The sequence below is a fragment of the Achromobacter sp. GbtcB20 genome (genome assembly GCF_019091095.1).
In the GTDB taxonomy this organism is placed as follows: Bacteria; Pseudomonadota; Gammaproteobacteria; order Burkholderiales; family Burkholderiaceae_B; genus Achromobacter; species Achromobacter mucicolens.
In genome coordinates this window covers 61056-75240 of record NZ_JAGXJZ010000005.1, presented here as the reverse complement: position 1 = coordinate 75240, position 14185 = coordinate 61056, and the positions used below count along the sequence as shown (strand labels likewise).

At 66.9% G+C, this 14185-nt stretch carries 13 protein-coding genes; 2 read left to right on the top strand and 11 right to left on the bottom strand.

Annotated features, from left to right (window positions below):
- Nucleotides 1-56: 56 nt before the first annotated feature.
- Together KVT32_RS09420 and KVT32_RS09415 are read left to right on the top strand one after the other, a co-directional pair.
- Complete coding sequence (locus KVT32_RS09420; RefSeq protein ID WP_056327605.1) at nt 57-911, top strand: class II glutamine amidotransferase; 855 nt, start codon at nt 57-59, stop codon at nt 909-911.
- Between the two features lie 124 nt (nt 912-1035).
- On the top strand, nt 1036-1653 hold the full coding sequence (locus KVT32_RS09415) for a hypothetical protein (protein WP_152383241.1): 618 nt from the start codon (nt 1036-1038) through the stop codon (nt 1651-1653).
- A gap of 76 nt (nt 1654-1729) precedes the next feature.
- Here KVT32_RS09415 and dapD read toward each other — a convergent pair whose 3' ends face one another.
- The 11 genes from dapD to KVT32_RS09360 form a co-directional block, all read right to left on the bottom strand.
- Nucleotides 1730-2707 carry a 2,3,4,5-tetrahydropyridine-2,6-dicarboxylate N-succinyltransferase gene (dapD, locus tag KVT32_RS09410; RefSeq protein WP_217618089.1) on the bottom strand — a complete coding sequence of 326 codons (978 nt, stop codon included), beginning with the start codon at nt 2705-2707 and terminating at the stop codon, nt 1730-1732.
- Between the two features lie 1099 nt (nt 2708-3806).
- A complete protein-coding gene (locus KVT32_RS09405; protein ID WP_062839577.1) occupies nt 3807-4937 on the bottom strand; it encodes a M20 family metallopeptidase in 1131 nt (376 codons plus the stop codon).
- A gap of 33 nt (nt 4938-4970) precedes the next feature.
- Entirely contained in the window at nt 4971-5876 is a 906-nt protein-coding gene (locus KVT32_RS09400) for a S9 family peptidase (RefSeq protein WP_217618088.1), read from the bottom strand.
- Nucleotides 5876-6886: an ABC transporter ATP-binding protein gene (locus KVT32_RS09395; RefSeq protein WP_056327600.1), complete on the bottom strand. Its 1011-nt coding sequence runs from the start codon at nt 6884-6886 to the stop codon at nt 5876-5878. Before KVT32_RS09395 ends, KVT32_RS09400 begins: the two co-directional genes overlap by 1 nt.
- 3 nt (nt 6887-6889) lie before the next feature.
- On the bottom strand, nt 6890-7867 hold the full coding sequence (locus KVT32_RS09390) for an ABC transporter ATP-binding protein (RefSeq protein WP_217618087.1): 978 nt from the start codon (nt 7865-7867) through the stop codon (nt 6890-6892).
- Entirely contained in the window at nt 7864-8784 is a 921-nt protein-coding gene (locus KVT32_RS09385) for an ABC transporter permease (protein WP_063955397.1), read from the bottom strand. The genes KVT32_RS09390 and KVT32_RS09385 overlap by 4 nt, the downstream gene beginning before the upstream one ends.
- Nucleotides 8785-8790: 6 nt before the next feature.
- Nucleotides 8791-9768 carry an ABC transporter permease gene (locus KVT32_RS09380; protein ID WP_062839574.1) on the bottom strand — a complete coding sequence of 326 codons (978 nt, stop codon included), beginning with the start codon at nt 9766-9768 and terminating at the stop codon, nt 8791-8793.
- A 101-nt stretch (nt 9769-9869) separates the two neighbouring features.
- Complete coding sequence (locus tag KVT32_RS09375) at nt 9870-10859, bottom strand: succinylglutamate desuccinylase/aspartoacylase family protein (protein WP_217618086.1); 990 nt, start codon at nt 10857-10859, stop codon at nt 9870-9872.
- A 135-nt stretch (nt 10860-10994) separates the two neighbouring features.
- A complete protein-coding gene (locus KVT32_RS09370; RefSeq protein ID WP_152383246.1) occupies nt 10995-12608 on the bottom strand; it encodes an ABC transporter substrate-binding protein in 1614 nt (537 codons plus the stop codon).
- Between the two features lie 373 nt (nt 12609-12981).
- On the bottom strand, nt 12982-13215 hold the full coding sequence (locus KVT32_RS09365; protein WP_217618085.1) for a hypothetical protein: 234 nt from the start codon (nt 13213-13215) through the stop codon (nt 12982-12984).
- 121 nt (nt 13216-13336) lie between these two features.
- Nucleotides 13337-14185, bottom strand: a complete 849-nt coding sequence (locus tag KVT32_RS09360; RefSeq protein ID WP_217618084.1) for an NAD(P)H-hydrate dehydratase — start codon at nt 14183-14185, stop codon at nt 13337-13339.

The following is a 14185-nucleotide window of genomic DNA, read 5'->3' as shown; positions in this document are numbered from 1 at the left end:
TGAAGAAAGCCCTGCCTCGCTCCTACACTGGCCTGTCCGGATCGAAGGAGCGCATCATGTGCCGTTGGCTGGCTTATACCGGTAGTCCCCTGCAGATGGAGAGCGTGCTGTTCAAGGCCAAGCACTCGCTCATCGAACAGAGCCTGCATTCGCGCCTGGGCGCGACCACCACGAACGGGGACGGATTCGGGCTGGGGTGGTACAGCCGCGCCATCGAAGGCCGGCCCGCCGAGCCGCCGTTTCGCTACCGCAGCGTGCACCCCGCCTGGAACGACCGCAACCTGCGCGAGGCGGCGCGCGCCATCCATGCGCCGCTTTTCGTCGCGCACATCCGCGCCGCCACCGATACCCCCGCGCAGGAAACCAACTGCCACCCCTTCCGCCACGGGCACTGGCTGTTCGTGCACAACGGCCTCATCCGCGACTATCCGCTGTTGCGGCGCGATCTGATGCTGATGATCGCGCCCGGCTATTTCGGGTCGCTGGAAGGCTCCACGGATTCCGAGGTGATGTTTCTCTTGGCCCTCACGTTCGGCCTGGACGAGGATCCCATCGCGGCCATCGCCCGCATGGTCGGCGCCGTCGAGGAAGCCGGCCGGCGTCACGGCGTGGCGCATCCCATCAACATGACGGTGTGCGCGTTGGACGGCGAACGTCTCATCGCCGTGCGTTATTCCAGCGAAAGCGACTCGCGCACGCTGTTTCACAACACCTGCGTGCGCCACCTGCGCGAACTCTATCCCGACAACGCGCAGATCGCCGCCATGGACGACGACGCCTTCCTGCTGCTGTCCGAGCCCCTGTCGGACATGGCGGGCGTCTGGGAAGAAGTGCCCGAGTCCACGGCAATCATCGCGGGACGCGGCAACGTGCAGCACTTCCGGTTTGCGCCGATTCCGCCGGGCGAGTGATCTGCGTCGAAAGTGCGGGAATTGGGTCATCAAGCACGTATTTCGCATATGGGCGAGAATACGGCTCGCAAGACATTGCGACGTCCTGGGCCGCGAGAGCACCCCAATCCAATCAGGAAGTTGCATGACAGATAGCCAAACCCCGCAGGCCATAGACGCATTCGCGGTGTTTACGCGCACGGGGCGCGCCCCGGATTGCTTTGAATTGCACGAAAAAGGCGTAGTCGCTCAGGAAGGCGGCGCCCGCTGCTACACCGCGTTCGCGGACATCCACGACCTCTGCCTGTACGCCAGCCGCCCGGACACGGCCGCGGCTCCCGTCGACAGCCTGGCGTTTCGCAGCGCCCCGCAAGGCGCTTGGACCACCGCCGACGGCGTCGACGATTTCCCCGCCTTCATGGACGCCTTCCGCGCGCAGTACGTGGCGCAACGCCTACCGGTGCTGGAAGCGCTGCAGGCGCAAGGCGCGCGCGTCGCGTTCCGCTATATCGCGGGCGGCGCCTTCCCCGACCTCAAGACGCGCGAGCTGTCCCTGTCCGCGCAAGGCCTGCATATCGACGGCGCCACGTGGCCGTATGAGTCGCTGCAGCCCATCGATCTGGACGATTGGACCGACACGGTCACCTTGCAGGACGACAACGGCGAGACGGTCTTCACGTGCCGTGTCGCGAACATCCTGAGTTCCGACCTCTTTGTAAACCTGGTCTACGACCGGTTGGGTCAGACGGCGCAATACGCCTGACGCCGGGCGCCGGCCCAGCAAGCCGATCGCGCCACGCTTCTCAAGATATGGCCGCCGGGGGGCGGCCATGTTTCATTCAATGCCCCGAATGCAGGGCAGGATTCAACGTGCCCCAGGCCGCGGTGCGCACCAGCGCCTCCACCGCGCCCGTCTGCGAGTTGCGGCGGAACAGCAGCCCATGCTGGCCCGCCAGCGACACCGCCTTCACGACGGCCCCTTCCGGCGTCAGCACCCGCGTGCCGGCCGTGACATAGCAGCCGGCTTCGACCACGCAGTCATCGCCCAGCGAAATGCCCAGGCCGGAATTGGCGCCCAGCAGGCAACGCTTGCCAATCGACACCACCTGCTTGCCGCCGCCCGACATGGTGCCCATGATCGACGCGCCGCCGCCGATATCGGTGCCATCGCCCACGATCACGCCCGCGCTGATGCGGCCTTCGACCATGGACGCACCCAGCGTGCCAGCGTTGAAGTTGCAGAACCCTTCGTGCAGCACGGTGGTGCCCGGCGACAGATGCGCGCCCAGCCGCACACGCGCGGTGTCCGCGATGCGCACGCCACTGGCCACGACGTAATCGGTCATGCGCGGGATCTTGTCCACGCTGCGAATTTCCAGCACCTGCCCGGTGGCGCGCAGATGCCAGCGCAGCGCGTCCACCTGTTCCACCGCACACGGCCCCACTGAGGTCCACGCGACGTTGGCAAGCACCCCAAACAACCCATCCAGATTGGCGCCGTGCGGCCGGATGAGCCGATGGCTGAGCAGATGCAGCCGCAGGTACGCATCGTGCGCATCGACGGGCGGCTCATCCAGCGACGAAATCGCGGTCCGCACGGCGACGATATCCACCTTGCGGCGGGTGTCACGGACGAGCGCGGTGGCAACGTGCTCGCCGAGGGCGGCCCGCGCTTCTTCCGGCGTTAAGTGACGCGTTCCCGTGGGCGGGGCGTTATCGGCGAGCGAGGGCCGCGGATACCAGGTGTCTAGGATGGTGCCGTCGGCGGCTAACGTTGCCAGACCGTAGGCGATGGCGCTTGTGGGGGGGGCGGACATGACGGGGGGCGATTGATGGCGATTTTGGTGGGCGACATTCTAGGCGAATGGGGGTGGATGTTGGTGGTATTTGGTTGGTGGCGCTTTTGTCTACGGATGTGCGTTGCGACCGTCTTCGTAGGTCGCGCGACGCCGCGGTCACCGTGGGCACGATCGCCCACGATTGCGGTCCGGAGCCTTCGCTCCGGACTGCCCCGTCCTCATCCTCGTCCTCGCCTGCGGCGACTCCTACGGATTCCGTCGGGCGCATCGACGGCGCTCGCGCCCACGGTGCCCGCGACGCCGTGCTGCGAGGGTCTTTGGTATGTGGCGCTGTAAGACCTGTGGTCAGGGAAGGGGATTTGCGGGGCCGCCGAATTGCTGCCGCCCGGGCGGCGGCAATCGGCATCGGGGCGGCGGGACGTCGTGGCGTTGTGCGCTTCGCGCTGGCAGAGAGTTGTTAGCTAATGGGCCGCCGTCACGGGGGGAGGGGCGGTGATGGGCGGCGCGGCGACGGGTCGCCACAGCTTGCCGACCCGTACGCGCCGCCCATCGCGCACTGGGGTTCAAGTGGCGATTATTGGCGTCTCTGCCTGAACGTGCCCAGCGCGTCTGCTGCTGCCGGTGTCTGACACCCTAGGGAGACGCACTTGGCATGACGGGAATTTCACCAGGGTGTCAGACACCTTGAGAGGAAGCAGCCACACGCGAAGCGTCAAAGCTACGACGCAAGACGCCGCGTAAGTCCCCGGAGGCCGCCCGCGCGGCCGAACGGGGACGGGCACCGCAAGACGCTTCTCTTCCAAGCGACTGCGTGCAAGAACCTCAAGAACCCGACTCGCCCCGCCGCCCGTAAAGATTCAACCGCAGAGCCCGGTGTGGCGTGGGCCTGGGGTGGGCGGGGCGTTTAGATGCGCCCGGCGGAAACCGAAGGGAGCCGAAGGCGGACGAGGTTGTGCACGGGGGGGGCCGCCTAGGCAAGTCCGGAGCGAAGGCTCCGGACCGCAATCGGAGCCCCGCCCACCCCAGGCCCACGCCGCGCCGGGCGTCAAAAGAACTCCCCCCCCGCGCGACATCAACCCCCATCAACCCCACCAACAACATCCAAAAAACCAAACCTTCAAGCCAAATCCCGCAGCAGCAATTCCCAAAACTTCAACCGCTGCTCCAACGTAGACACCAGCACATACTCGTTCAGCGTATGCGCCCCATCTCCATCCGCGCCGAGACCGTCCAGCGTCGGAATACCCATTGCCGACGTGAAGTTGGCGTCGCTGCCGCCACCCGTCATCGGCGCGTCTTCAAGCAGGAAGCCCGCGCGGTCCGCGAAACCTTGCACCAATGCCAGCAATGCAGCGGCTTCTTCCGTCTTGACCATGGGGGGGCGGTTCAGTTCGACGTCGATGTCCAGTTCAACGTCCGGACCCACCGCGCACAGTTCGCGCATGCGGCGCAGCACGTCTTCGGCGGCGCCCATGTCGGGCACGCGGAAGTCGACGACGCAGCGGCACAGGGCCGGCACCGTGTTGGTGACGGTGCCACCGGCGATCGTGCCCACGCTGACCGTGATGCCGCGGTCGTAGTCGGTCATGGCTTCCAGCGCCAGCACCTGGTGGGCCATTTCGCGAATCGCGCTGCGGCCCTTCTCGTGCTGCATGCCTGCGTGGGCGGGGCGGCCCTTGACGTTCAGGTTCAGCATGCCCGTGCCCTTGCGCGCCGTCACGCACTTGCCGCCGTTGGGGCGGGCAGGTTCGCAGACCAGCGCGTACTTCGCGTTCGCGGCGAAGCGCTCGATGTGCGGGCGCGAGGCGTGGCTGCCGGTTTCTTCGTCGGGAACCACCAGGAAGTCCACCGGCAGTTGCGTAGCGCCCGGACGCGCCACGCCGGCCAGGGCCGTCAGCGCCAGGTAGATGCCCGCCTTCATGTCATAGCTGCCCGGGCCGTAGAGACGGTCGCCGTCGATGCGCACGGGGTTTTCCAGCAGCGTGCCAACCGGATGCACCGTGTCCATGTGCGCCAGGATCAGGATGCCCGGACGCGTGTCGCCGGGGGCGCGGTTGGTCGCGTACAGCAGCGGCCCCGTCGTGGGGCCCAGCGACGACAGCTCAACGGTCAGGCCGGCGGCGGCCGCGTAGTCGGCGATGATGCGCGCCATCGCGGCGATGCCTTCGGGGAAGTTCGACGGCGACTCGCATTGCAGCCAGCTCTGGATGCCGGCGACGATCTGTTCAGTGCTCTGGGTGTTGGACATGGCGATATCGGGGTTCAGCGATGGGAAAAGGGTTCAGGCGACCTGCTGGCCGGCCAGGCGGGCGAGTTCGGCGTCGTCGGGCATCTTGCCGTCGAACCAGAGGCTCGCGCAGACGGCCGACATGGCGCGGCCGTCGTGGCCGATGCCGGGCACCACATGCAGCTTCCAGCCGAACGGCACGCCGCGGCGCTCGGCTTCCTTGCGGCCGAATTCGAAGTAATTCTGCGCGCGCGCGAAGCGGTGCGGGCCTTGGCGCATGGCGGCGGGTTCGGACGGCAGGTTCGGGTCGTTGGTCTCGATGTCCTTGTCGCCTGCCAGGATGGTCATCGGGTAGGCCAGCAGCTTGACCAGGTGGTCCTCGGTCAGACCCACGCCGTCCATGCCCTCGGGATAGGGATAGTCGAACGTCGGCAGCGTGTACCAGCCGGGATTGCCCGCCGTCACCGCCTTGAAGGGCGCATGCGGCTGGCTGCTCATCAGGCGATGGACGAATTGGCCGCCCGCGCTGTGGCCGAACAGGTAGACGTTCTGCCCGTCGGTGATCTCGCCGGCAATCATGTCCCTGATGACGTTGCCCACCAGCGCGTACGTCCAGCCATCGATGTGGCGCGGATTGCCGCCCGCCGAAAACACGCGGCCATTGTTGTAGCTTTCAACGCCCGGCCAGATCTCGTTCGAGAATGTCAGCGCCACGATCAGCAGCTTGTGCTTGTCGGCGGCTTCGACCCAGAAGTCGCGGTATTCGTCGCCGTTGCGCAGCACGCCGTGCTGCACGATCACCACCGGGCGGTCCGGCGTGTAGCCGTAAGGGCGGTAGGTCTGCAGCTTGAACGGACGGTCGTAGTTGCGGTCCTCATCCACGTACAGGATGGCGTTGCGGCCCGCATGGCCCATTTCGATGGCGATGCGGTCCACATTGGACATGTCGGAAGGTTTCATCAGGCGCTCGCTTCGTTCAGGTGGCAGGCCGACCAGTGGCCAGCCGAGATTTCTTTCAAGGGCGGCGCCACTTCACGGCAGCGCGGCATCGCGTGGGGACAACGGGGATTGAACGTGCAGCCGGAAGGCGGATTCAGCGGCGACGGAATCTCGCCCTTGATCGGCGTGAACTTGCGGCCGCGGCGCGCCACGTCCGGCACCTCGGCCATCAACGCCTGCGTGTACGGATGGTTGGCGCGGGCGAAGATCTCGGCTGACGTCGAGATCTCGACGATCTTGCCCAGGTACATGATCGCGACGCGGTCCGAGATGTGCTTGACCACGCCCAGATCGTGACTGATGAACAGATACGTGAAGCCGTGCTGCTCGCGCAGGTCCATGAACAGGTTGATCACCTGCGCCTGGATCGACACGTCCAAGGCGGCAACGGGCTCGTCGCAGACCAGGAACTTGGGGGCCACCATCAGCGCGCGGGCGATGCCGATGCGCTGGCGCTGGCCGCCCGAGATCTGATGCGGGAAGCGGTCGCGGTATTCCGTGGCGAGGCCCACTTCGGTCAGCGCCTGGTCGATGCGGGCGGGGATCTCGTTGGGAGGCGCCAGCTTGTGCACCTTCAGCGATTCGCCCAGGATCTGCCGCAGCCGCTGGCGCGGGTTCAGCGACGCCTGCGGGTCCTGGAAGATCATCTGCACGCCCAGCGTGTACGCCAGCTTGTCGGCGCCGCGCAGACGGTTTGCGTCCATGCCCTGGTACAGCAGCTCGCCTTCGGTCTGGCGGTGCAGGCCGGCCACGACGCGGCCGAGCGTGGACTTGCCGCAACCGGACTCGCCCACCAGGCCCACGACTTCGCCGCGCTTGATGGACAGGTCCACGCCGTTGACCGCGTACACGGTGCGGCGGTCGATGGGACGGCCGGTCAGGGCGAGAATGCGTTGGGCCAGGTCAGGCCGCTGCTCGAAGCGCTTGTGGACGTTCTTGAGCTCGATGACGGGGGTATCGGCTTGGCTCATTGCTTACTGTGCCTCGCGGGCGATCGGCACGTAACAGCGATAGCTGCGCGAACCTTCGGTGGTGACGGAGGGGGCTTGCTCGGTGCAGCGCGTGACCGCGTGGGTGCAGCGCGGCCGGAACGCACAGCCCGCCGGACGGGCGGCAAGGCTGGGCGCCATGCCATTGATCTGGTGCAGGCGCGCGCCCGGTTGCGTGGCGCCGGGCATCGAGTCCAACAGGCCGCGGGTGTAGGGGTGGCGCGGCGCATCCAGCACCTGCTCGACCGGGCCGCTTTCGACGATGCGGCCGGCATACATCACGGCCACGCGGTCGGCCAGCTCGGCCACCACGCCCAGATCGTGGGTGATCCAGATCAGCGCCGTGTTGTGCTCGCGGCAGATCTGCTGCATGCGGTAGAGGATCTGGCCCTGGATGGTCACGTCCAGCGCCGTGGTGGGCTCGTCGCAGATGATGAGGTCGGGCTTGTTCAGCATCGCGATGGCGATCGCCACGCGCTGGCGCATGCCGCCCGAGAACTCGTGCGGGTAGCTCTTCAGGCGCTTTTCCGGCGACGGGATGCCGACCATGGCCAGCGCCTCGCGGCAGCGCTCCTCGGCCTGGGCGCGCGGCACGTCCTCGTGCGTCAGGATCGCTTCCATCATCTGCTCGCCGATGCGCAGCACCGGGTTCAGCGTCATCAGCGGGTCCTGGAAGATCATGGCGATGCGGTTGCCGCGTAACTGGCGCATCTGCTCTTCGGACAGCTTGCGCAGGTCCGTGCCCTTGAACTTCACCTCGCCGTCGACGACTTCGCCCGGCGTGTCGATAAGCCCCAGCAGCGAAAAGCCCGTCACGGACTTGCCGGAACCGGATTCGCCCACCAGGCCCACGATCTCGCCACGGCGCACGGTCAGGTCGACACCGTCGACCGCCAGCCACGCGCCGGCCTCGGTATGGAATGCAGTGCGCAGGCCGCGCACATCAAGAAGAATGTCGCTCATGCTCGGCGGGGGTCCAGGGCTTCACGCAGGCGGTCGCCCACGATGTTGATGGAAAGGATCAGCACCAGGAGCGCAATGCCCGGGAACAGGCTGATCCAGTAGTCGCCCGACAGCAGGTACTGGAAGCCGTTGGAGATCAACAGGCCCAGCGACGGTTCGGTGATCGGCACGCCCACGCCCAGGAACGACAGCGTCGCTTCCAGCGCGATCGCGGTGGCGATCTGGATGGTGGCGAACACCATCACCGGCCCCAGGCAGTTGGGCAGCAGGTGATACAGCATGATGCGCCAGGCCGGAAAGCCCAGGTTGGCGGCCGCCTCGACGTATTCCTTGCGGCGTTCCTGCAGGGCTCGGCTGCGCATGATGCGCGCGTAGTGCCCCCATTGCACAAGGACCAGCGCAAGAATCACCTTGTCGACCCCGCGGCCCAGCACCACCAGCAGCACCAGCGCCACCAGAATGGTCGGAAAGCCCAGGATGAAGTCGACGATGCGCATCAGCACGGTGTCGACCCAGCCGCCCACGTAGGCGGCAACCAGGCCGATCGCGCCGCCGATGGCGGTGGCCAGCACGACGGCGGACAGGCCCACCATCAGGCTGATGCGCAGGCCATACAAAATGGCGCTGAGCATGTCGCGGCCCTGGTCGTCGGTGCCCAGCCAGGCGATGCTGCCGTCCATCAGCGCCTGGCGCGGCGCAAGCCGGCCGTCCATGAGCGACAGGTTGGCAAGGTCGTAAGGGTTCTGCGGCGCGAAGAACGGCGCGAAGACCACCAGGATCACCAGGACGGCCAGCGCGATGACGGAGCCGCGCACCGTCGGGCGCGCGTGCAGTTTTTTCAGGATGGCGGCGCGCCGCGGCGTCTCGGCCAGGGGCTGGACGGTGCGGGTGCGGCCAGGATTCGGAGTATTAGCCATGGCGGTTTATTGAGCGGGGGCCACGAGCTGCACGCGCGGGTCGAGCGCCGCGTACAGGATGTCCACAACCAGGTTGATGACGACGAAGATCAGCGTGACCAGCATCACGTAGGCAACGACCACGGGACGGTCGAGCTGGTAGACGCTGTCGATCAGCAGCTTGCCCATGCCGGGCCACGCGAACACGGTTTCGGTGATGGTGGAGTAGGCGATGAGCGTGCCGAATTCCATGCCGATCACCGTGACCACGGGGATCAGGATGTTGCGCAGGATGTGGCGGCGCACGATGCGGCCCGGCTTGACGCCCTTGGCGCGCGCGAACTTCACGTAGTCCTGGCTGCGGGCCTCGACGACGCCCGAGGCGGTCATGCGCAGCACCAGCGCGATGTTGGCCAGCGCCAGGTTGATCGCCGGCATGATCAGGTGCGACCAGCCGTCGGCGGTCAGGATGGACAGGCGCACGCCCAGCACGTCGACCGTGTCGCCGCGGCCCGTGGCGGGCAGCCAACCCAGCCAGACGGCGAACAGCAGGATCAGCATCATGCCCTGCCAGAAGTTCGGCAGCGAAAAGCCCAGCACCGACGAGGCCATGATGCCGCGGCCCACGTACTCGTCGCGGTACAGGCCCGCGACCAGGCCCAGCGGAATGCCGATCACACAGGTCAGCATGATCGCGACGAACACCAGTTCGAACGTGGCCGGAATGCGCTGCACGATCAGTTCGATCGCGGGAATGCCGTGCACGAAGGAGGTGCCCAGGTCGCCATGCAGCGCGCGCCACAGGAACCCGGTGTACTGCTGCCACACGGGCAGGTCCAGGCCCAGGCGGGCGATCATCGCCTCGCGCGCGGCCTGGCTGGCTTCGGGGCTGACCAGCAGCTCGATCGGGTCGCCCACGGCATACACCGCGAAGAAGACCACGACCGAAACGGCCAGCAGCACGAACAGACTCTGTATCAGTCTGCGTAGGATGAACAAGGCCACGTGATGATTTCCTTGGTGGGCTCGGGGTTGGGGAAAAGCCGGGGTTATCGGGCGGGCCTGGCGGACAGGGCCCGGATATTCAAGTCAGGCCAGCCTGCACGCTAGGTGATCGGCTGCGCCAGGCGCACGACGGTCACGCCAGCCCGCAGGTTGGCGGTGGACGGCATGATGAGCACGCAGTTGTCGTAGGGCGTGGTGACGGGCTCGCCTTCCGACCAGCCGATGACGGTGCCGGCGCGGGGCAGCGTTTCCAGGCCCTTCCAGGGCTCGGCGAAACGGAAGTCGGCGCTCTTGGCGGCGACGGCGTGCGTGACGCGCAGCGCGCGCTGCAGCGGCGCGCCGGGCGCGAACCAGGCGGCGGGGATGTCGCCGCGGTCCACGGTGCCGGCCTGCACCAGAAAGCGCGCCATCTGGTCGGCGGCCACGCCGCGCGCCTCGGGGGCGCCGTGAAAGCCGCATTCGATCAGGAGGGACCGCGTGCCGTTGTCGCCGGCTTCGCCGAAGCGGCCGAAATCGCGCATGCGCACGCCGGCGGCGTGGCCCGCGTCGGCAATGATGGTGGCGGGATTGCCCAGGGCGAGCGCCAGATCGATGTTGCGCTGTTCCAGGCCGGTCAGCTGCAGCGGCACGTCGGAATTGCTCATCGAGTGAAAGTCCAGCAGCCAGTCGGCCTGTTCCACCCACGGGCGCAGGGCTGCGGCGCGGCGGCGCTCCTGCGAAGTCGGTACGGAAAGCTTGTCGTCGCTCCAGACGCGGTTCATGTCTTCGTCCACGAAGCGCGCGGGGGCGTAGTTGCGCGCGTCGAACCGGTCGAACGCGGCCAGGTTGCAGAACGCCAGCGTCAGCGTGCCGCGGCGCGGGCGCAGGCCGGCGGCAAGCAGGTCCTTCAGCGCCCAGGCGCCACAGAGCTCATTGCCGTGGATCAGCGCGCTCAGCAGCACGCGCTTGCCGGGCGCGCCGGAATCGAAATGCCAGACGCCGGGCGTGTCGGTGTTGCCCACGCGCTCGGCCGACAGGTCCGGACAGGCCAGCAGGAAAGGACGCAGGGGAGACGGGGGCGCGGACGAAGACGGGGGCAAAGACGTGGGCATGGCAGTTCCGATGAAGCCAGACGATTGTATAGGGGATGAGGCGGGGGGCTGCGGGCCTGGGTACGGCAACTGCGCCGCCCCAAGGCAAAACGGCTGCACGAGGCAGCCGTTTCTTCTTTACTCAGCCCTGCCTGCTCACTTCGCGTCGGGCTTGACCGACGTGGCCAGGGTGTACTGGTCGCGGCGGCCTTCGTACGAAATGCCCTTGCGGTACGCCCAGATGCTGCTCTCGAAGTGCAGCGGGATCAGCGGCACGTTGTCCAGGGCGATCTGGGTGGATTCCTGCAGCAGCTTTTCGCGCTTGGCGGGATCGACCGTCACGATGGCCTGCTTGTAGACCTTGTCGAAGTCGGCATTCGAGAAGCCGCCGTAGTTGCTGGTGCCCAGGCTGACGGGCGAATCCAGCGTGGCGACCCACAGCTGGAACAGCGCCGAGGCCTCACCCGTTTCCGCCGGCCAGCCGCCCATCGAGAAGCTGAACTCGCGCTTGGCGCGCTTGGGGAAGTAGATGGAGGCGGTCATCGCGTCCACGTTGGTCTTGATGCCGACGCGCGACAGGTACTGGGCCACGGCCTGGGCAATCTGGCCGTCGTTGACGTAACGGTCGTTGGTGGACGACAACGTCAGTTCAAAGCCGTTCGGATAGCCGGCTTCGGCCAGCAGCTTCTTGGCGCCTTCCGGGTCGTACTTGATTTCCGGGGCCTTGGGCAGCGCGCCGAACATGCCGTCGGGCATGTACTGGTAGGCGGGGGTGGCCATGCCGTCCATGATGCGGGCGGTGATGGTCTTGCGGTCAATGGCCATGTTGATGGCCTTGCGCACGCGCAGGTCCTGCAGCGGGTTCTTGCCGTCGGCGCTCTTGACGAACGGGCTCGGGTTGCGGGCCACGTCGGGCTGGAAGAACACCAGGCGGGTGGACGGCGTGGCCACGAAGCCGAACTTCGGATTGTCCTTCAGGCGCGGCAGGTCGCGGGCGGCGGGGTTTTCGATCATGTCGAAGTCGCCGGACAGAAGGCCGGTCAGGCGCGGGCCGGCCGAGGGCACCGGCACGAACTTCACTTCCTTCCAGTGCGGCTTCTCGCCCCAGTAGTTTTCGTTGCGCACGAGTTCGATGCCGGTGCCCTTGACGTAGGACTTCAGCATGTAGGGGCCGGTGCCGATGGCGTCCTTGCCGTTGTTGAAGTCGACCACGGTGGGCCAGGCGCCCGTCACGCCGCAACCCTTCTTGGGGTCGTACGTGAGCTTGCCGTGCTCGACGATGCCGTTCCAGATGATCGGCAGCGAGCGGGCCAGTTCGGCGGGCATCAGGGGGAAGGGTTCACCCGTCTTGATGATGACGGTGTGCGCGTCCGGCGTCTGGACGTCGGTGATGCGCTTGGTCATGTCCATGTAGGACTGCGACACGTTGGTTTCGTTGTTCAGCGTCCGGCAGATCGTGAACAGCACGTCTTCGGAGGTGAACGGCTTGCCGTTGGAGAACTTGACGTCGTCGCGCAGCTTGAATTCCCAGGTCAGGTCGTCCAGGTTCTTCCAGGAAGTCGCAAGCTGGGGAATCAGCTTCATGTCGGCGCTGCGGCCCACCAGCGAGTTGTAGACGTGCGCGGAGAACGCGTCGTTCTGCGTCATCTTGTGATAGTGGGGGTCCGCCGAGGTGGGTTCGGCCGACAGGCCGATCTTCAGCGTCTGGGCTTGGGCGGCTGCCAGGGGGATGGCGGCGGCCACAAGGGCCAGGGTAGTGCGCAACTTCATGGTGACAACTCCGGATGGGGAACGAACCGGATCGTGCGGGCGGCCTCGCGTGCCTGGGGACGACTGCGTCGGCCGGGGGCGTGCGAGGAAATTGTCGCCAGGGCACGATGGCAAGGGGCCGATTATCGGTAGGGGGTTCGCGCGCTGTCAATGCGCAGCGGCGATCGAGGCGCTAGGGAAAACGCCGAGAGGGGGGAGGGAAAGAGGGCGTCGCGGGGCCTTTAGGGGCCGCCCGCGGCGCGATGGCGCCGGTGAGGGATCAGCGCCGATGCGTTGCGGCGGGCGCCGGGGCTTACCCGACGGGCGCTGCAACGTCAGCGCGCCAGGCTGATTCGCGGGAGATCTGTCGCGAATCAGCCTGGCGCGGCTGTTATTACCACTGCGATCCGGAGAAGCGCGAGCTGGCGGCGCGAGCCTTGTTCATCGATTCGTTCACTTCGTCGATGAAGGCAAAGACGGCGGCAACAGCGGCTGCTACGGATTGGCCAGCCTTCTTCAGGCTGGTCAGCGGGTGAGAATTCGGTTGGTTTTCGAGAGCGCCGCGGAACAGGTCACGCTCCAGCGCGTCGGTCAGGCGGGCAGTGTTGTTCAGGGTCAGTTCGCTCATGGTTTGGCTCCAGTCCGTTTCGTCATGGGGTAAACCATTATAGGGATAACCCTAGGCAAATAGCAATGTCATTTTAAGGGAAAACCCTAGTATGTTGTAAAAATGTTTGTGGGACATGGACTTAGCGCCCGTTGCGCAGGGCGCGGGCCGCGTCCGCAAGCTCTCCGGCCGTCAGGCCGATGGGGCCGACACCCTGGGCGACCAGCGCATCGGCGGCGGCGCCGTGCAGCCAGACCGCCCCGTGCACGGCCTGGTCCAGCGGCAGTTTCTGGGCAAGCAGGGAGCCCAGCATGCCGGCCAATACGTCCCCGGTTCCCGCGGTAGCCAGGCCCGGGTTGCCGCTGGTGTTGATGTGCAGACTGCCGTCGGGCGCGCATACGACGGTGCCGGCACCCTTGAGGACGATCCAGGCCTGGAAGCGCTGCGCCAACTGCCGGGCGGCGGCGGGGCGGTCGCGCTGGATATCGGGTGTGCTGCCGCCCAGCAAGCGGGCGGCCTCGGCGGGGTGGGGGGTCAGCACGACGGGGCCGGCTCCCCAGTTGGGATGGATTTCGCCCCGGGCCAGCAGGTTCAGGCCGTCGGCGTCCAGCACCAGCGGGGCCTCGCGCCGCAGGACGAACAACTCCGACAACGCATTTGCGGCCAGCTGGCTCGTGCCGATTCCGCAGCCGGCGACCCAGGCGGTCACACCCCAGTCTTCTTCCAGCAGCGAGCGGAAGTCGCGCAGCATCAGTTCGGGTTGCAGGGGGTCGCAGGGCAAGGGCAGCGTGTCCTGGACAAAGCCCACCAGCACCTTGCCGGCGCCGGTCTTCAAGGCGGCGCGGGCGGCGAGCAGCGCCGCGCCCGTCATGCCGGCGCCGCCGCCCACCACCCCCACGGTGCCGAAGCTGCCCTTGTGCGTATCCTGCGCGCGGGGGGCGAACAGGGCAGGCAGCGCGGCGCGGTCGATGGGGATGGCGGGGGTGTTCAT